18 protein-coding genes are annotated in these 18,099 nt (G+C 70.5%); 7 read left to right on the top strand and 11 right to left on the bottom strand.

The window, feature by feature from the left end; all coding sequences use genetic code 11:
* Positions 1–36 precede the first annotated feature (36 nt).
* Both OG933_RS33115 and thpD read left to right on the top strand, forming a co-directional pair.
* On the top strand, positions 37–441 hold the full coding sequence (locus tag OG933_RS33115) for an ectoine synthase (RefSeq protein WP_020130464.1): 405 nt from the start codon (positions 37–39) through the stop codon (positions 439–441).
* Positions 442–446: 5 nt separating this feature from the next.
* Positions 447–1,334, top strand: a complete 888-nt coding sequence (gene thpD, locus OG933_RS33110; protein WP_362520751.1) for an ectoine hydroxylase — start codon at positions 447–449, stop codon at positions 1,332–1,334.
* 90 nt (positions 1,335–1,424) lie between these two features.
* On the opposite strand, the gene OG933_RS33105 is transcribed toward thpD, so the two are convergent.
* The 5 genes from OG933_RS33105 to OG933_RS33085 all read right to left on the bottom strand — a co-directional run bounded on the left by OG933_RS33105 (position 1,425) and on the right by OG933_RS33085 (position 6,279).
* On the bottom strand, positions 1,425–2,477 hold the full coding sequence (locus OG933_RS33105; RefSeq protein ID WP_362520748.1) for an aminotransferase class V-fold PLP-dependent enzyme: 1,053 nt from the start codon (positions 2,475–2,477) through the stop codon (positions 1,425–1,427).
* Positions 2,478–2,573: 96 nt separating this feature from the next.
* Entirely contained in the window at positions 2,574–3,290 is a 717-nt protein-coding gene (locus OG933_RS33100) for a DsbA family oxidoreductase (RefSeq protein ID WP_405630517.1), read from the bottom strand.
* Between the two features lie 138 nt (positions 3,291–3,428).
* Positions 3,429–3,944, bottom strand: coding sequence for a GNAT family N-acetyltransferase (locus OG933_RS33095; protein WP_362520743.1), 516 nt, complete (start codon positions 3,942–3,944; stop codon positions 3,429–3,431).
* A gap of 41 nt (positions 3,945–3,985) precedes the next feature.
* Positions 3,986–4,594 (bottom strand): DUF1349 domain-containing protein, encoded by a 609-nt coding sequence (locus OG933_RS33090; RefSeq protein ID WP_054239216.1) that lies wholly within the window; start codon positions 4,592–4,594, stop codon positions 3,986–3,988.
* Between the two features lie 155 nt (positions 4,595–4,749).
* A complete protein-coding gene (locus OG933_RS33085; protein ID WP_078615756.1) occupies positions 4,750–6,279 on the bottom strand; it encodes an aldehyde dehydrogenase (NADP(+)) in 1,530 nt (509 codons plus the stop codon).
* 139 nt (positions 6,280–6,418) lie between these two features.
* Here OG933_RS33085 and OG933_RS33080 point away from each other — a divergent pair, with 139 nt between their 5' ends.
* The 3 genes from OG933_RS33080 to OG933_RS33070 all read left to right on the top strand — a co-directional run bounded on the left by OG933_RS33080 (position 6,419) and on the right by OG933_RS33070 (position 9,233).
* Entirely contained in the window at positions 6,419–7,192 is a 774-nt protein-coding gene (locus OG933_RS33080; protein ID WP_020130471.1) for an IclR family transcriptional regulator, read from the top strand.
* A gap of 3 nt (positions 7,193–7,195) precedes the next feature.
* Entirely contained in the window at positions 7,196–7,666 is a 471-nt protein-coding gene (locus OG933_RS33075) for a GNAT family N-acetyltransferase (RefSeq protein WP_020130472.1), read from the top strand.
* A gap of 109 nt (positions 7,667–7,775) precedes the next feature.
* Complete coding sequence (locus tag OG933_RS33070; RefSeq protein WP_405630511.1) at positions 7,776–9,233, top strand: peptidoglycan D,D-transpeptidase FtsI family protein; 1,458 nt, start codon at positions 7,776–7,778, stop codon at positions 9,231–9,233.
* Between the two features lie 60 nt (positions 9,234–9,293).
* On the opposite strand, the gene OG933_RS33065 is transcribed toward OG933_RS33070, so the two are convergent.
* Positions 9,294–10,742, bottom strand: a complete 1,449-nt coding sequence (locus tag OG933_RS33065; protein WP_405630508.1) for an NCS2 family permease — start codon at positions 10,740–10,742, stop codon at positions 9,294–9,296.
* A gap of 268 nt (positions 10,743–11,010) precedes the next feature.
* Here OG933_RS33065 and OG933_RS33060 point away from each other — a divergent pair, with 268 nt between their 5' ends.
* Together OG933_RS33060 and OG933_RS33055 are read left to right on the top strand one after the other, a co-directional pair.
* A complete protein-coding gene (locus OG933_RS33060) occupies positions 11,011–11,580 on the top strand; it encodes a SigE family RNA polymerase sigma factor (protein WP_362520731.1) in 570 nt (189 codons plus the stop codon).
* On the top strand, positions 11,577–12,458 hold the full coding sequence (locus OG933_RS33055) for a hypothetical protein (protein ID WP_405630505.1): 882 nt from the start codon (positions 11,577–11,579) through the stop codon (positions 12,456–12,458). Before OG933_RS33060 ends, OG933_RS33055 begins: the two co-directional genes overlap by 4 nt.
* 27 nt (positions 12,459–12,485) lie before the next feature.
* On the opposite strand, the gene OG933_RS33050 is transcribed toward OG933_RS33055, so the two are convergent.
* The 5 genes from OG933_RS33050 to OG933_RS33030 form a co-directional block, all read right to left on the bottom strand.
* On the bottom strand, positions 12,486–13,640 hold the full coding sequence (locus OG933_RS33050) for a right-handed parallel beta-helix repeat-containing protein (protein WP_362520725.1): 1,155 nt from the start codon (positions 13,638–13,640) through the stop codon (positions 12,486–12,488).
* Between the two features lie 133 nt (positions 13,641–13,773).
* Positions 13,774–14,571, bottom strand: coding sequence for an HAD family acid phosphatase (locus OG933_RS33045; protein WP_362520722.1), 798 nt, complete (start codon positions 14,569–14,571; stop codon positions 13,774–13,776).
* Positions 14,572–14,713: 142 nt separating this feature from the next.
* Complete coding sequence (locus tag OG933_RS33040; RefSeq protein ID WP_405630501.1) at positions 14,714–15,826, bottom strand: right-handed parallel beta-helix repeat-containing protein; 1,113 nt, start codon at positions 15,824–15,826, stop codon at positions 14,714–14,716.
* A 49-nt stretch (positions 15,827–15,875) separates the two neighbouring features.
* Positions 15,876–17,081, bottom strand: a complete 1,206-nt coding sequence (locus OG933_RS33035) for a dienelactone hydrolase family protein (protein ID WP_405630498.1) — start codon at positions 17,079–17,081, stop codon at positions 15,876–15,878.
* On the bottom strand, positions 17,068–18,096 hold the full coding sequence (locus OG933_RS33030) for a pectinesterase family protein (RefSeq protein ID WP_405633582.1): 1,029 nt from the start codon (positions 18,094–18,096) through the stop codon (positions 17,068–17,070). Before OG933_RS33030 ends, OG933_RS33035 begins: the two co-directional genes overlap by 14 nt.
* Positions 18,097–18,099 lie beyond the last annotated feature (3 nt).

Genomic DNA, 18,099 nt, shown 5'->3' with positions numbered 1-18,099 from the left:
TGTCCCTTCCCCCTACCTAGGAGGCATCGCACCACCGTGATCGTCCGTTCGTTCAAGGACATCGAAGGCACCGACCGGCATGTGCGGGCGGCGTCCGGCACCTGGGAGAGCAAGCGCATCGTGCTCGCCCAGGAACGGGTCGGGTTCTCGCTGCACGAAACGATTCTGTACGCGGGTACCGAGACGTCGATGTGGTACGCGAACCACATCGAGGCCGTCGTCTGCGTCGAGGGCGCGGCCGAACTGACCGACCACGAGACCGGGCGGACGCACACCATCACGCCCGGCACCATGTACCTCCTCGACGGGCACGAGCGGCACACGCTCCGCGTCAAGGAGGACTTCCGCTGCATCTGCGTGTTCAACCCGCCCGTCACGGGGCGGGAGGACCACGACGAGAACGGCGTGTACCCCCTGTTGACCGAGCCCGAGGAGGTGTAAGCATCGTGACCACCCTCACCGATCTCTACCCCACCCGTGGCACCACCGAGGTGTCCGTACCCCGCCAGGACCCCGTCGTCTGGGGCTCCCCCGACACGCCGGGCCCGATCCCGGCGGCCGGCCTCCAGGAGTACGAGCGCGACGGCTTCCTCGCCGTCGACCAGTTGATCGGCGACGACGAGGTCACCGTCTGCCGGCGGGAGCTGGAGCGGCTGGTCGCCGACCCGGAGATCCGGGCCGACGGGCGGTCGATCGTCGAACCGAAGTCCAAGGAGATCCGCTCCGTCTTCGAGGTGCACAAGCTCAGTCCCGTGTTCGCCGCGCTCGTCCGCGACGAGCGGGTCGTGGGGCGGGCCCGGCAGATCCTGGGCTCGGACGTGTACGTGCACCAGTCGCGGATCAACGTCAAGCCGGGCTTCGGGGCCGGGGGCTTCTACTGGCACTCCGACTTCGAGACCTGGCACGCCGAGGACGGTCTGCCGAACATGCGGACGGTGTCCGTGTCGATCGCGCTGACCGAGAACCTCGACACCAACGGCGGGCTCATGATCATGCCGGGCTCGCACCGGACGTTCCTCGGCTGCGCCGGGGCGACACCCGAGGACAACTACAAGAAGTCGCTCCAGATGCAGGACGCGGGCACCCCCTCGGACGAGGCGCTGACCGCGATGGCCGGCGACTACGGCATCAAGTTGTTCACGGGCAAGGCCGGTTCGGCGACCTGGTTCGACTGCAACTGCATGCACGGCTCCGGCGACAACATCACGCCGTTCCCGCGCAGCAATGTGTTCATCGTGTTCAACAGCGTGGAGAACACGGCCGCCGAGCCGTTCGCGGCGCCGGTCCGCCGGCCGGAGTACATCGGCGCGCGGGACTTCACCCCCGTGCGGTGAACCGTCCTCCCCCGCCGGCCGCGTCGGCAGGCCCGGACGCCCCCACCCGGATCGGGTGGGGGCGTCCGGGCCTGTCGGGCGTCGGGAGCCTCAGGCCGACAGGGCGTTGAGCAGGCGGTCGACGTCGGCCGGCGTGTTGAACAGGTGGAAGGAGGCGCGCAGATGGCCGGAGCGGTCGGAGACCTGGATGCCGGCGGCGGCCAGTTCGGGCTGGCGGAAGCCGAGTCCCGGGACCGAGACGATCGCGGAGCCGGGCGCGGCGACGGGCCGATGACCGAGCCCGGCGAGTCCGGCGCGGAAGCGGTCGGCGAGAAAGAGGTCGTGGGCGCCGATCGCCGCCACCCCGAGTTCCTCCACCAGTTCGAGGGAGCGGCGCAGTCCGGCGTAGGTGAACAGGGCGTGGGTCAGGTCGAACCGCCGTGCCGAGTGGGCGAGTTCGGCCACCGGGCCGTAACAGCTGTCCCAGGGCTCTTCGCCGGCCACCCATCCCGCGAGGACGGGTGACAGCCCGCCGAAGTCCTCCGGGACCACCAGGAAGGCCGCACCGTGCGGGCCGAGCAGCCACTTGAAGGAGACGGCGGCGGAGAAGTCGTGGGCGTCGGCGTCCGCCGGAAGCCAGCCGGCCGACTGCGAGAAGTCGACGTAGGTGCGTGCGCCGTGCGTCCTGGCCGCCTCGCGCAGGGCGGGGAGGTCGGCGATCCGGCCGTCGGCGGACTGGGCGGCGCTCACCGCGACCAGCGCGGTGCCGGGGCGGACGGACTCGGCGATCCGCTCCAGCGGGACGGCGCGGACCTTGAGGTCCCCGCGGACGTGGAACGGGTTGAGCACGGAGGTGAAGTCGTCCTCGGCGGTGAGCACCTCCGCGCCCGCGGGGAGCGAGGCGGCGATCACGCCGGTGTGCGCGGCGACCGAGGCGCCCAGGGCCACCCGGGTGACCGGGACGCCGGCCAGCCGGGCGTACGCGGCCCGGCAGGCCTCCACGTCCTCGTGCAGCGGAGTGAGCGGCCTGCCCTCGGCGCGCAGCACCGCCGCCTCGTGCAGGGCGGCGACGGTACGGGCCGGCAGCAGGCCGTTGCTCGCCGTGTTCAGGTATGTGGTCTTCGGGGTGAACTCGGCGCGGACGAGGCTCTCGAAGGTCTCCATGGGTCCACTGTGGGACCCCGGGAACCCCTCGTCCATTGCCGATTTTTACGTGATTCCGCTAAGGAGAACTTATAGATCGGCTCTCACCTGCGGGTTTCACTGCTGCGGGACCGCGCACCCGTCCGGGCCGCAGGCCTGCGCGCCGCCGTCGTCGATCAGCTTCAGCGGGGAGCGGGCGCCCCAGGCCTGGGTGAGGGCCTGGGTGAAGACCTCGGCGGGCTGGGCCCCGGAGACGCCGTAGGCGCGGTCGAGGACGAAGAAGGGCACACCGTTCGCACCGAGCTGAGCGGCCTCGCGCTCGTCGGCGCGGACCTCGTCGGCGTAGCGGGCCGGGTCGCCGAGGACCTCGCGGGCTGCCTCGGCGTCGAGACCGGCCTCGGCGGCCAGTTCCACGAGCCGCTCGTCGCCCTCGGAGAAGACGGACCGCTCCTCGGCGAAGTTCGCCCGGTAGAGGATCTGGATCAGCTCGTCCTGCCGGCCGTGCTCCTTGGCGAAGTGCAGCAGCCGGTGCATGTCGAAGGTGTTGCCGTGGTCGCGGTCCCGGGTGCGGTAGTCGAGGCCCTCGGCGGCGGCCTGGGCGCCCAGGTTCTCCTCGCCGGACTGCGCCTGCGCCTCGCTCATCCCGTACTTCTTGGTGAGCATGGCCAGTACGGGCTGGACGTCGCCCTTGGCGCGGCCCGGGTCCAGCTCGAAGGAACGGTGCACCACCTCGACCTGGTCACGGTGCGGGAAGGCCTCGAGCGCCTTCTCGAAGCGGGCCTTGCCCACGTAGCACCACGGGCAGGCGATGTCGCTCCAGATCTCGACGCGCATGTCTCGGCTCTCTCCAGGTCGTGCGGCTGGGTACGGAGCTCCCCCGCGGGAGGTCCGCACGGAGGTTCCCTCCGGCGAGTGCATGAACGTTCAAGCAGGACGTTTCATTCCCCGGTCACTGCCCCGGCCACTCCCCGGTCACCACCCCGGCTGTTCCCCGGTCACCGCGTACCTCAGCCAGAGGTGGTGCTCGCCCTCGCCGGGCGGGTTCTCCGGGTCCGGGCTCCAGCCCTGCCGGGCGTAGAAGGCCTGGGCCCGCCCGTTGTCGACGTGCACGTCGAGCACGGCCGTGCGCCGCCCGTCCGCCCGCCACTGCTCGACGCAGGCCGTGTGCAGGTCCGTGCCGATCCCCGAACGCCAGTGGTCGGGGTCGACGTGGAACTGGAACAGCTTGACGGTGTGCACGGGCGCGCCCTCCGGCGTGCGGAAGGACGCGAGGCCGACGAGCCGTCCCTGCTCGACGACGCACAGCACATGGCCGTCGGGCCGCTCGATGGCCGTGCGCCAGGCGGCGAGCCAGTCGGTGCCGTCCTGCGGGATCCCCTCGGGGTAGTACGTGGCCCGGGCGCGCGCGTGCAGCGCGGCGACCCTCTCCGCCTCGGCGGGGACGGCGGTGCGGATCACCCGGTTACCCATGACGCGTTCTCCGATCATGCAGGAGAGGACGAGAGGGCCTTCTCGTCGGTTCCGGCCGGCTAGCTTCCGTCCCGCAGGTCGTCCGGCCACTCGGTCCTGAACTCGAGATGGTCGTACGTCACGACGCACCCCTCGCCCATCGGCGACTGCGTCATGAAGCCGACCAGGGCCGCGCCGGTCTCCTTCTCCTCGCCCAGTGTGAACAGGCGGACGAAGGTCCACCGTCTGCCGTCCCGGGAGGCGTGGAAGGCGAAGGCACGGCCGGTCCTGCTCACCCGGAGCCAGACCGAACTCCCCTCCACGGTGAAGGAGTTGGCGTCGTCGGAGTGTCCCCGGGTGACCACCGTGCAGACGGTGGCCACGTCCGGGGAGTACTCCAGACACAGCTTGGCCCAGGCCCGCTCACCGACGTGGACGTACAACGCCCCTGCGTCGAAAGCCCAGTTGAACCCGACGGTGACGCGTGCGATGAGCTGGAAGTCCCCTTCCGGCGCCCCCAGCAGCCGGGGCGCGTCGGCCGCGGGGTCCACCCCGTCCCCGGTGGGCGGCACGAACCGGTCCTGCCGGGCCCCGGCCCACCCGGTGAGCACCCCGTGCTCATGGGACCAGTGCCCGTCGGGCCCGTACGTACGGAGAGGAAAGGGCAGTTCGGGAAGCGAGACGTCCATTGCCTCATCATCTCAGGGGAGCCGCGCCCCGAGGGGCGCGGGCCTGCATCGATGTGCGGCTCCGCCGCGTGGGCGCGACAAGCCACCGGAAGCCTGCACCCGGCGATCCACCGCGCACGGTCCACGACACCCCTCGACGGCACCCGAGCGGAGCGTTACCGCTCCAGGCGCCCGTTGAACCGGCGAGGCAGCCCCAGCTCGTTCTCGTCCCGCAGCTCCACGGGCAGCAGCGCCGCGGGAGCGTTCTGGTAGGCCACCGGCCGCAGCCACCGCTCGATGGCGGTCCCGCCGACGGAGGTGGACGTGGAGGTGGTGGCCGGGTACGGCCCGCCGTGATGCTGGGCCGGCGCGACGGCGACACCCGTGGGCCAGCCGTTCACCAGCACGCGCCCGGCCAGCGGGGTCAGCTCGGCGAGGATCTCCCCGCCCCGGCCCTCGCCCGCGGCCTCGCCCTCGGACAGCTGGACGGTCGCCGTGAGGTTTCCGGGCAGGCGCGACAGCACCGCCTTGACCTCGCCCTCGTCGTCGTAGCGGACCACGACGGTGACCGGCCCGAAGCACTCCTCGAGCAGCAGGTCGTGCGCGCCCTCGGCGGTCAGCCGGGAGGCCGGCACGGTCAGGAAGCCCGCGCTGACGGTGTGCTCCCCGCCCGCACCGGGCGTGACCGGCGACTCCACGTCGGGCAGCTCGGCCCGCTCGGCCACCCCGGCGATGAAGTTGTCGCGCATCCGGTGGTCGAGCAGCACGCCCGCGTCGGTGTCGCTCACCGCGTCCGTGAGCGACTTGACCAGTCCGTCGCCGGCCGCGCCGGACGGCACCAGGACCAGTCCCGGCTTCACACAGAACTGGCCGACACCCAGCGTCATGGACCCGGCGAGGCCGGTGCCGATCGCCTCGGCCCGCTCGGCCGCGGCCGCCTCGGTCACCACGACCGGGTTCAGCGACCCCAGCTCGCCGTGGAACGGGATCGGCACCGGACGGGCCGCCGCCGCGTCGAACAGCGCGCGTCCGCCCCGGATCGAGCCGGTGAAGCCGGCCGCGGCGACCAGCGGGTGCTTGATCAGCTCGACGCCGGCCTCGAAGCCGTGGACCAGGCCCAGCACACCCGCCGGGATGCCGTGCTCGGCCGCGGCCGTGCGCACCACCTTGGCGACCAGCTCGGACAGGCCCGGGTGGTCGGGGTGGGACTTGACGACGACCGGGTTGCCCGCCGCGAGCGCGCTGGCGGTGTCACCGCCCGCGACGGAGAAGGCGAAGGGGAAGTTGGACGCCGAGTACACGGCCACCACCCCGAGCGGCACCTTGTAGCGGCGCAGGTCGGGGATGGGCGGGGTGGCGGTGTCGTCGGGGTGGCTGATGACGACGTCGAGGAACGCGCCCTCGTCGACGATGTCGGCGAACGCGCGCAGCTGGTAGCAGGTGCGGGCGAGCTCTCCGGTCAGCCGGACCGGGCCGAGCGCGGTCTCCGCGTCGGCCACCTCCACGAGCGTGTCCTTGGCCGCCTGGAGCCGGTCGGCGGCGGAACGCAGGAAAGCGGCGCGGACGGTACGGTCGGCGAGGAAGCCGCGCGCCTCATGGGCGGCGCGGACGACGGCGTCGACCTCCTGGGCCGTGGCCTCCACCGCAACCTGTTCACGCTGCTTCCCGGTTCGGGGGTCGACACTCCAGACTGGTGCTGCTGCCACCGCGGGTCCCTCCACGCTTGGTTCTGACCACGTTTGGTACTGGCTCATTCACCAGGGTCGTTCGATATACTGAACGCTGTCTCTGATGATGAATATGCTGTCGGAGCGTATTTCCCGTCGAACGAAGGGGTCAAGGGCGATGTCGGCTGGCGAGACGGGGGGCGGGGCGCAGGTCAAGTCCGCGGTGCGGACGGTTGAGCTGCTGGAATACTTCGCCGGCCGCCCAGGAATGCACTCTCTGGCGTCGGTCCAGGAGGCCGTCGGTTATCCCAAGTCCAGTCTCTACATGCTGCTGCGCACGCTGGTGGAGCTGGGCTGGGTGGAGACGGACGCGACGGGCACGCGGTACGGCATCGGGGTGCGGGCGCTGCTGGTCGGCACGTCCTACATCGACGGCGACGAGGTGGTCGCGGCCGCCCGCCCCACCCTGGACCGGCTCTCGGACGACACCACCGAGACCATCCACCTGGCCCGGCTCGACGGCACGAACGTCGTGTACCTCGCCACCCGCCAGTCCCAGCACTACCTGCGCCCCTTCACCCGGGTCGGGCGCCGCCTCCCCGCCCACTCCACCTCGCTGGGCAAGGCGCTGCTGAGCACCTACACCGACGAGCAGGTCCGCAAGCTGCTGCCGGAGACGCTGCCCGCGCTGACCGAGCACACGATCACGGACCGCGAGAAGCTCATCGAGGAGCTGCACCAGATCCGTGAGCAGGGCTTCTCGGTGGACCGCGAGGAGAACACGCTGGGCCTGCGCTGCTTCGGCGTGGCGATCCCGTACCGCACGCCGGCCCGGGACGCGATCAGCTGCTCGGTGCCGGTGGCGAGGCTCACCCCCGCGCACGAACAGCTGGTGAAGGACGCGCTGTTCGACGCACGCGACCGGCTCACGCTGGCCACCCGTAGGCTCTGAGACATGCTGATCTCCCTGCGCCAGGTCCACGACAGCGATCTGCCGGTGTTCTTCCGGCAGATGAACGACCCCGAGTCCCTGCGGATGGCCGCGTTCACCGCGAAGGATCCGGCCGACCGGGACGCGTTCGACGCCCACTGGACGAGGATCCGCGCCTCGTCGGCCGTGCCGCGCACGATCCTGGCCGACGGGGACGTCGTCGGCAGCGCGGCGGTGTACGGGGAGCCGGGCGAGCGCGAGGTGACGTACTGGGTGGACCGCGCCTACTGGGGCCGGGGCATCGCCACGCAGGCGTTGCGGGCGCTGGTGTCCGAGGTCGGCGAACGGCCGCTGTTCGCGCGGGCGGCGGCCGACAACGCGGGCTCCCTGCGCGTCCTGGAGAAGTGCGGCTTCCGGTCCACCGCCCGGGCCACCGGCTACGCGAACGCGCGGGGCGGGGAGATCGAGGAGATCGTGCTGCGGCTGGAGGCCTGAGCCCGGCCGCAGTGGACGGGCCCCGGTGAACCGGTTTCAGATGAACGGCCGATGAGAAAACGGGCGGAAGGGAACGATCGCACCCCTCCCGCTCGTCTTTCTGTTCGCAATGAACAAGACGATCAGGCGCGCCTCGGTCTTCGCGCTGCTGCTGGTGTTCGCCCTGCTGCTCCGGGCGACCTGGGTGCAGTTCTACGAGGGCCGGGCACTCGCGGACGACAAGGACAACCGGCGCAACGCGATCGAGACGTACGCGGAGCCGCTCGGGAACATCATCGTGGCCGGAAAGGCGATCACCGGCTCGGCCGTCACCACGGGCGGCGACCTCAGATACAAGCGCACGTACACCGACGGCGAGCTGTACGCGGCGGTGACGGGCTACGCCTCGCAGAGCTACGCCCCCACGCAGCTGGAGGGCATCTACGCGGACCTGCTCAACGGCACGGACACCCGGCTGAAGACCGCGCTGGACACGGTCACCGACAAGCGGGCCGACCCGGGCAACGTGATCACCACGATCGACCCGGACGTGCAGAAGGCGGCGTACGACGCGCTCGGCGACAAGAAGGGCGCGGCCGTCGCGGTCGACCCGACGACCGGCCAGATCCTCGCGGTGGTGTCGACCCCGTCGTACGACCCGTCGACGCTGACCGACGCCAACACCGCCGGGACGGCCTGGAAGAAGCTCAACGCGGACTCCGACAAGCCGCTCACCAACCGGGCGCTGCGGCAGCCGCTGGCACCGGGCTCGACGTTCAAGCTGGTCGTGGCGGCGGCCGCGCTGGAGGACGGGCTGTACGCGTCGGTGGACGAGAAGACCGAGAGCGAGGACCCGTACACCCTGCCGGGCACGCGCACGGTCCTGAAGAACGAGAACACGTCCGCGCCCTGCGAGAACGCCACGATCCGGGTCGCGCTCCAGTACTCCTGCAACAACGTGTTCGCGCACATGGCCGTCCAGCTCGGGCAGGACAAGCTCAGGGCGACGGCCGAGAAGTTCGGCTTCAACGACGACAGCCAGGACGTGCCGGTGCGGGCGTACCCGAGCGTGTACCCGTCCGGCATGGACGAGTCGTCCACCGCCCTGACCGGCATCGGCCAGTTCGACGTGACCGCGACGCCGTTGCAGATGGCCATGGTGTCGGCCGCCCTCGCCAACGGCGGCAAGCTCGTCTCGCCGCACATGGTCTCGCAGATCACCGACGGCGGGGGCGACGTCCTCGAGGACTACGACGACGAGGCGTCGACCACGCAGATCGTCAGCTCCTCCACCGCCGAGCAGTTGCAGTCGGCGATGCAGACGGTCGTCGAGAAGGGCACCGGCACGAACGCGCTCATCGACGGCGTCACCGTCGGCGGCAAGACGGGCACGGCCCAGAACGGCGAGAACAACAGCAAGGCGCCGTATGCCTGGTTCACGTCGTACGGGAAGTCCGACTCCTCCGGCAAGCAGGTCGCCGTGGCGGTCGTGGTCGAGCAGTCCGACGCCGCGCGGTCCGAGGTCAGCGGGAACGGGCTGGCCGCGCCGGTCGCGAAGGCGATGATGGAAGCGGCGCTGCGGAGCTGAGCACCGGCATCCCCGGCCGGGAACCGCTCCCGGCCGGGGGTCCGGGGTCGCCCCCGGGAACTACACGCCCAGCACCTGCTCGATGGGGTCGATCGCGAAGTACACGACGAACAGCGCCGAGGCCCCCCACAGCAGCCAGTGGACCTCCTTCGCCTTGCCGAGCACCGTCTTGATGACGACGTAGGCGACGAAGCCCGCGCCGATGCCGTTGGTGATCGAGTAGGTGAACGGCATCACGGCGATGGTGAGGAACGCCGGGATCGCGATCTCGTACTTGTCCCAGTCGATGTTCTTGACCTGGGTCATCATCAGGAAGCCGACGGCGACCAGGGCGGGGGCCGCCGCCTGGAGCGGGACGATGGTCAGGAGCGGCGTCAGGAACAGGGCGCACGCGAACAGTCCGCCAGTGACCAGGTTGGAGAAGCCGGTGCGTGACCCCTCGCCGACACCGGCGGCCGACTCGATGTAGGAGGTCGCGGAGGACGACGAGGCCGCGCCGCCCGCGACCGCCGCCGCGCCGTCGATGAGCAGCACCCGGCCGAGGCCCGGCACGTCGCCCTTCTCGTCCAGCAGTCCGGCCTCCGCGCTGATGCCGACGACGGTGCCCATGGTGTCGAAGAAGTCGGACAGGACCAGGGTGAAGATCAGCAGGACGACGGTGATGACGCTGGTCTCGCCGAAGGCGCCGAACAGGCTGAAGTGACCGATCAGCCCGAAGTCGGGGGTGTCGACGATCTTGTCGGGCCACGAGGGCGTGGTCAGGCCCCAGGACTTGATGTCCGCGATCGAGTTGATGACGATCGCGAGGACCGTCATCGTCACGATGCTGATCAGGATCGCGCCCTTGACCTTGCGGGCCAGCAGACCGATCGTCAGCAGCACACCGAGGCAGAAGACCAGCACCGGCCAGCCGGAGAGGGTTCCGGTGCCGCCGAGCTGCACGGGGACGGTCGTGTTCGCGACGTCGGGGATGCGGCTGACGAAGCCGGCGTCGACGAAGCCGATGAAGGCGATGAACAGGCCGATGCCGACACTGATCGCCTGCTTCAGCGATTGCGGGATGGCGTGCATGACGGCCTCGCGCAGACCGGTCACCACCAGCACGCAGATCAGCAGGCCTTCGAGCACGATGAGGCCCATCGCGTCGTCCCAGCTCATCAGCGGGGCGATCTGGAAGGCGACGACCGCGTTCAGGCCGAGGCCCGCGGCTAGGGCGAGGGGCAGGTTGCCGCCGACGCCCATGATGATCGTCATCACCGCGGCCACCAGGGCGGTGGCGGTGGTGAGTTGGACGGCGTCGAGCTGGTGCCCGAACTTGTCCTTGGCGCTGCCCAGGATGATGGGATTCAGGACAAGGATGTAGGCCATGGTGAAGAACGTGGCGAAGCCGCCGCGTATCTCCCGGCCGAAGGTGGACCCCCGCTCGGAGATCCTGAAGTACCGGTCGACGCTGTTCGCCGCGGGTGGCGCGGTACCTGGCCGGTCGGCCGTCACTTGCGTCTCGGACATGGCTGGTGCTCCTAGGTGCCTGAATGATCTGGGTGCGGATGCTGGCTGGATTGTTCCCGCGTTGAACCGTCTTCAGGTTTTCGTCGTGTTACGGAATCGGACTCCGGAGTCGTTCGGCCTGCCACCTGACGTTCGAACCCCCGTACCAAGTCGAGTAGTCGATCACTGCTACGCTTCCCGATCTCGCCCCGGCCACCTCCTCGGGGCATCCGCATGTCATTCACATGACACACACAGGCATACCAGTCGTTCCGAGAAGAGGTCACCCGTGGGCACAGTCGTCGACGACGCCGCCTCCGTGGAATTCCATGCCTTCTTCGATCGCCACTACGCCGAACTGTCCCGTCTCGCCCACCTGCTGACCGGTGAGGCGGACGCCGCCGACGATCTCGCGGCGGACGCGCTGCTCGCGCTGTGGAACCGCTGGGACCGGGTGCGCGCGGCCGACCATCCGGTGGCGTACGCCCGCGGCGTCGTCGCCAACCTCGCCCGCACCCGCATCCGCAGCGCCGTCCGGGAGCGCCGCAGGATCGCGCTGTTCTGGTCGCAGCGCGAGGAGAAGACGGAGAATCCCGACATCGCGGGCGTGGTGGACGTCCAGTCGGCGCTGCGTAGACTTCCGTTCCGCAAACGGGCCTGTGTGGTGCTGCGGCACGCCTTCGACCTGTCGGAGAAGGACACGGCGCTCGCCCTGGGGGTCTCGGTCGGTACGGTGAAGAGCCAGACCTCGAAGGGAATGGCCGAGCTCCAGAAACTGCTCGGTGCCAGGGGAGCTCCGCTCACGATGCCTGCCATGGTGCGCACCGGTGAGGCCTCGGCCTCAGGAAGGGACCGATGACGATGCAGCGGGACGTGCACGACGATCTGCGCGCCCGGCTGCACGAGGCGGCCGAGGCACACGAACCCGACCGGGCGCACATCCTGGCCCGCGTCGAGCGGGGCATGGCGGGACAGGGGCAGGGACAGGAACGGTCCGATCACCGGGCGAGCCGCCCGGTCCTGTGGGGCTGGGCCCGGATCGTGGGCGCCACGGCGGCGGTCGCGGGCATGCTCGCGGTCGGCGGCTACGCGGTGGCGTCCGCCGTGAAGGACGACACCCCGGCGCAGCAGACGGTCTCCGTCTCCCCGCCGCCGGTGGAGTCCCCGGACGCGACGAGCCGCCCGCCGGCCTCGCCGAAGGCCACACCGAGCTCCGGCGGCGGCGCGAAGGACCCGGCGAAGCCGAGCGCCTCCCCGTCGCAGAGCTCCGCGGCGAAACCCTCCGCGCCCGCGGCGGCCACGCTGCTGCCGACGACGACCGACGACGAGGACGGCCCGCTCTGGTCGGACGGTTCGGTCGACCCGCACAGCAACGACTTCTGGGCGCAGAGCAACATCACGATCAAGACGTCCGAGGCGCTCACCGGACTGACCGTGCAGTTGAAGGTCGCGCAGACCGGCGGGGTCTCGTCGGCGGGCGCCTGGCGCTCCCTGCCCGAGGACGACTTCACGTTCTCGGTGGATGAGCGGGACGGCTTCCTGGTCTACACCTGGGTGCTCAAGGAGGGCCGTACGGTCGCCAAGGGCGAGTGGGTGTTCGCCGGGCAGTACGACCACGACCGCGGCGGCCGCGACGCCAAGGACGACACCTACGCGGTCACCGGCCGGTCGGAGCGGCAACAGGGCTCCGTGGGCGGCGACTTCGCCTCCTCCGAGGACGACGAAGGCGACTCCTGACCCCCAGGGCCCGGCCCACGGCCTGCCCTAGTTCATCGTCGATCCGACGGTGGTCGAGTTCGTGGTCAGGAAGGTCGTCGCGGGCAGCGAGCCGTCCGTCTTCCGGGCGCCGTACGCCGTCGTCGCGTCCGTCGAGATGAACGCCGGCGTGGACACCCCGCTGTCCCAGCTGTTCGCCGCGGAGACGGCCGACGAACCCCGCTTGTCCGGCCCGCCCTTGTTGCCCACCGCGAGATTCCGGGCGAGCCTGGCCTTGCCGGTGGCGAAGTAGAAGCCCGCCTCGGTGTTGGCGTAGGCGGTGTTGCGGTTCAGCGCGATCGCCCCGGTGTTGGAGTTCTCGGTGAACCCGTTCAGCGTGTTGTCCCAGGCCGCGTTGTTGTTGACGGCATGCGCGACGGCCACGCCCCCGCCGCCCAGCTTGAACCCGTTGCCGTTGCCCTCGAACGCGGCGTCGCTCCACCGGTTCCTGCCGTTGCCGAAGGCCCACGAGTGCTCGACGGTGACCGCCGTGGAGAACTGCCACAGGTCGAGGCCGTCGTCGGAGTTGTTGTACAGCCGGGCGCCGGTGATCCTGTTGCCCGTACCGGAGCCGAACTTGACGGCGATGCCGTCCGCGTTCTGGCCGTGCCCGGCGGCGTCGTAGTTGCCGAAACTGTCGAGGTTCTGCACGAGGTTGTTCACCGTGTTGTCGCCGCGCAGGGTGAAGCCGGAGTCGCCGTTGTTGCCGGTGACCAGGTTCCTGAAGACGCCGCCGGTCGACGAGGTGACGACGAAGCCCTGGGCCGGGGAGGACTGGAAGGTGAGGTTCTGCACGGTCCAGTAGCTGCCGTAGATCCCGGCGAGCCAGGAGCCGGCGGGCAGCTTGGAACCGTCGATCCTCACCTTCTCGGTGCCGTACGCCTGGAGCGTGATCCGGGCCGAACTCGTGCCGCTGGCCGTCGACTTGAGGGTGGCCGTCGGGTAGTACGTGCCGCCGCGGACCTGGATGACGGTGCCGGCCACCGCGTTGCGCACGGCCGTCTCCAGCTGGGTGGTGGTGGAGACGGTGACCGTCGACGAGGCGGCTTCGGCACCGCCGTCGGACAGGCCGAGGTAGACGCCGCCCGCCCCCGCGGAGACCGCCACCGCGGCGGCGATCGAGAGGGTGCGGGTCCTGCGGTGGCGTCCGGTGCTCATGCGCACGGGGCGTTCCTTTCGGTGAGCGAGTGAGAGCGGAAACGGGCCGGAGGGGCCGCCCCGGCCCGTTTCCGCTCCTCAGTCGTCACCGTGGCCACAACAGGTTGCCGCGCCACCGAAAGGGATCGAAAGAGTTGCGTCAGCTCACGTAGTACGTCGGGTTCGGCAGCTTGTACGTCCGGTCGGCGTAGCCGCCTTCGAGGTCGGAGTACTGGTCGCCGAAGTTCGCGATGATCTCGTAGCCGAGGTCGCGCTCGATGTGCTTGCGGGTGCCGGACTTGTACTGGACGGTCGTGCAGGTCCAGGCGCCCGGGGTGGCGCAGCCGCTCAGGTACGACGGCGGGGTGGCCGCGTTCTTGAGGAACATGTGGTCGGCGTCGAGGTTGATGTCGGCGCCCACCTTCTTCAGGTTCTCCACGGCGGCGGAGCGCTGCGCCTCGGCGAGGCCCGAGTTGTAGAAGACCTCGACGCCCTTCTTCTCGGCGTACTGCACGAGTTCGGGACTGCCGAACACCGCCGGGCGGTCCGCCTTGTTCACGTACGCCGCCCAAGTGGCGGAGCTGTACGTGTAGTTGTACCGCTTCTCGTAGTCGAGGCTGAGCAGCAGCGTGTCGTCGATGTCGAAGACGACCGCGGGCTTCTCGCCCTTCCTGACCGCCTTGCGGGCGGCCTGGTCGATGTACTTCTTCGCGGCCTTGTCGATGCTCGCGAGGTCCTTGGCGTACGGGCTGGTCGGCGACGCCTGGTAGACGCCGTTCGCGTCCGGCGCGGTGCCGTAGTAGGTGTCGAGGTCCTTCACCAGGAGCCCGATGTTGTAGGGCTCGTGGGTGGAGTTGGCCGTGGACTGGCCGGCCGTGGCCGCGCCGGCGCCGTACAGGGCGGCGCCGGCGACGGCGCAGGCAGCGGCGACGGCCGCGATGCGCAGTGGCTTATGCATGACACGTTTTCTACGCGCGTCACACGTCCGAGCGCGAGACCCGTTGCCCGATCGATACCCGTTCACGGGCAAAAAACGGGTCAAGCGATCGAGGCGGACGATCGGATCGGGCGCCCGGACGGCCCGGTCGGTGCCCGGCAGGTCAGTCCATGGTCGCTCCGACGGTCGTCGAACCCGTCGTCAGGAACGTGGTCGTGGGCAGGGTGCCGCTCGAGCTGCGCGCGTTGTACGTGGAGCTCGCGTCGGTGGACCTGAAGGCCGGCGTGGAGATGCCGGAGTCCCAGTTGTTGCCGGCCGAGGTGACCGACGAGCTCTTGCTGACCGCGCCACCGCCGTTGCCGACCGCCAGGTTCTTGCCGAGCTTGGCGGCGCCGGTGGCGAAGTAGTAGCCCCACTTGCTGTTGGCGTAGGCGGTGGTGCGGTTGATGACGATGGCACCCTTGTTGGAGTTCTCGGTGAAACCGTTTCCGGCGTTGCCCCAGGCGGCCGAGTTGTTGACGACGTGCGCGACCACCTCGCCGTCCCCACCCAGCTTGTAGCCGTTGCCGTCGCCCGCGAAGGCCGCGTCGGACCAGCGGTTGACGCCGTTGCCGAAGGACCAGGTGTGCTCGATGGTGACGGGCGAGGAGAAGGACCAGAAGTCGATGCCGTCGTCCGAGTTGTTGTAGAGGCGGGCTCCGGTGATGAGGTTGCCGGTGCCGGAGCCGTACTTCACGGCGACACCGTCGGCGTTCTCGCCGTGGCCCGCGGCGTCGTAGTGGCCGTAGGAGTCGATGTTCCTGACGGTGTTGTTGACCGTGCCGTCTCCGGTGAGGGTGAAGCCGGAGTCGCCGCCGTTGATGGTCTTGATGTTGTTCCAGTTGGTGCCGGTGCAGGACTGGCAGACGACCGCGCTGTCCGGGGAGTTCTGGAAGGTGATGTTGGAGACGTTCCAGTAGTCGGCGGTCAGCTTGAAGATCCAGTCGCCGTCGGGCAGCGACGAGCCGTCGATCTTCACGGTCTCCGAGCCGTACGCCGTGAGGGTGACGGGCGACGAGGAGGTGCCGTTGGCCGTGGACTGGAGGGTGGCCGTCGGGTAGTAGGTGCCGGCGCGGACCTGGATGACCGTGCCGACGGTGGCGTTCATGATGGCGTTGGACAGGTCGGTGGAGTTGCTGACCACCACGGTGGCGGCCTGCGCCTGGGTGGGGAGGACGGCGAGTCCGGCGCCCAGGGTGAGGGCGGCGACGGCCGTGAGAGCGGTACGACGAGACATGGAGTGCGGGTCCTTTCCGTCGTTCAGGGGGATGGGGCGAGGGAGCGGTTCACAGGACGGTGTCGAGCCAGCTGAAGACCTCGTCCTGCATGCGGTCGACGAAGACATGGCCTAGGTCGGGCCAGCTCTTCAGGTGCAACCGCTCCTCGGCGTGACGGGAGTGCCAGACGGCGCGCAGCCGGTCGTGCGCCGCGCGGACGCCGTCGGCGGGGAACAACGGGTCGAGCCCGCCGTCGAAGAACAGCATCGGCTTGGGTGCGGCGATGCTCGCCACGTCGGGGAAGTCGAGGAACCGGGGAAGCCCGGGGTGGAGCATGTAGTACGAGGACTGCCCGCGCAGGGTGTTGTTGCCGGGCACCATCATTTCCTTCAGGCCGGTCATCCAGCAGACGGCCGCCGCGGCGGCGAGGTCGTCGCTGAGCGCGGCCGCCTGCCAGGCGCGGAAGGCGCCCATGGAGAACCCGACGGCCGCGACCCGGCCCCGGTCGACCCGGTCGAGGCCGGCCAGGAATCCGGCGGCCCTTGCGTCCTCGCGGGCCATGAGCCCGGCGAGCGAGGAGCCGAGGTTGAAGAAGTTGGAGGCGAGGGCCTGCTGCTGGTCGTAGGCGAGGGGCCCGCGGTCGCCCCAGCCGAGGGCGTCCGCGCACAGCACGACATACCCCCGCCGGGCCAGCTCGTCGCCGACGAACCGCCCGCTGAAGCAGCGCTCCGACCAGCCCTGCGCGGAGCCGAGCCGGGTGTCGTCGTACCAGGGCCGGACCAGTTTCTCCTTCCCGATGTCGAACTTCGCCCCGTGGTCGTGCAGGAGCAGTACGGCCGGGAAGGGGCCGGGTCCGTCCGGGGTGAGGAGCGCGGCACGGACGCGTTCGTGACGGGTGAGGGAGAGGTTCACCAACTCGCTCGTGTAGCCGTCCTGTCGGTGCCGGTCGGTGAACTCGGGGGCGTACGGGGTCCGGTCCTGTGATCCGACGACGAGCAGCTCCTCGACCTTGGCGCGGGCGGCCCGGCGCCAGGCGCGGAAGTCGCGGATCGGGGACTTTCCCCAGGCCAGGGGGAAGGTCAGCTCGGCTTTGAGCGCGGGGTGGAAGTCCGGCAGCGGCCCGTCCACGACGGCCGTCGGCCCGTCCACGGCGGCCGCCGGTCCCTCCACGGCGGCCGCCCGCGCGTCGGCGGGGGCGACGGCCCCGGTCAGGAGCGCGGCTCCGGTGCCGGCCATGAACGCCCGCCGCCCCACCTCCGGGTCAGGGGCGGCCATACGGCCTCCAGTCCCCGAGATAGGTCCGCCGGGTGTGGGTGGCCGCCTCCTCGGTGGTCAGCTGCGGCCGGTTCTCCGGCACCGGGACGGCCGCGCCGGGGCCGGCGTTGGCGTGTTCGCGAAAGCGCATGGTCTGCCAGGGATAGGCGTCGCGCATGTTGGTGTACGGGGCGACCGCGTCGACACCGGGGCCGATCCAGGTGTCCCGCACGACCAGCGAGGGCCAGGCGGTCGTCTCGTACGAGGGCACCCAGGGGCGGGCGATCTTGTACGCCGCGTCCTCGGCGCCGGAGGTGATCCTGCCGCGCAGCGCGAGGAAGCCGTAGGGGTTGGCCCGGGCGGTGGCGGGGGCGAAGACCATGCCCTTGGGGGTGAAGGTCACGTCCCGCTGGAGGGTGTGGAAATGGCAGGCGTCGAAGACGGCCCGGCCCCGCCCGAAGACGAAGTCGACGTCCCCCTCGATGTAGCAGCGGTGGAAGTACTGCCGGTCGAAGGCGTCCAGCGCGGTGGTGTCGGCGAACAGGGTGTCCTGGTGGGCCAGCAGGCGCACGTGGTCGAAGTGCGTGCGGTCGCCGGTGACGTAGGCGGCCACCGCCTGGGTGCCGGTGATCTCCGGGTGGTCGGCGCGCAGCCAGTCGTTGGCGAGGGTGAGGTCGCGGACGGTGAGACCGGGCGCGGCGGAGGTGAAGGTGGCGGAGCCCGCGGTGCCGTAGGTTCCGGACCCGTCGGGCTTGGCGGTCCCGTTGGCGTTGTCGTACACGAGGACGGCGGCGCGCGGGTCGCGGGAGGCGCCGCGGATCGTCAACTCACCTTTATCCGCCGGCACGTTCACGACTTCCCGGTACGTACCCGGGTGCACGACGATCGTCGCGCCGGGGCCGTCGACGGCGTCCACGGCGGACTGGAGGGAGTCGCCGGGGCGGACGTGCAGGACACGGCGGGACCGGGCGTGGGCCGGGGTCGCGGTGATCAGGGCAGCGCCCGTGATGCCCGCGAGGAGGGTGCGTCGGCGCAGCAT

It is taken from the genome of Streptomyces sp. NBC_00016, assembly GCF_045040885.1.
In the GTDB taxonomy this organism is placed as follows: Bacteria; Actinomycetota; Actinomycetes; order Streptomycetales; family Streptomycetaceae; genus Streptomyces; species Streptomyces coriariae.
The sequence above is the reverse complement of the archived record's forward strand: the minus strand, read 5'-3'. Positions and strand labels throughout refer to the sequence as shown.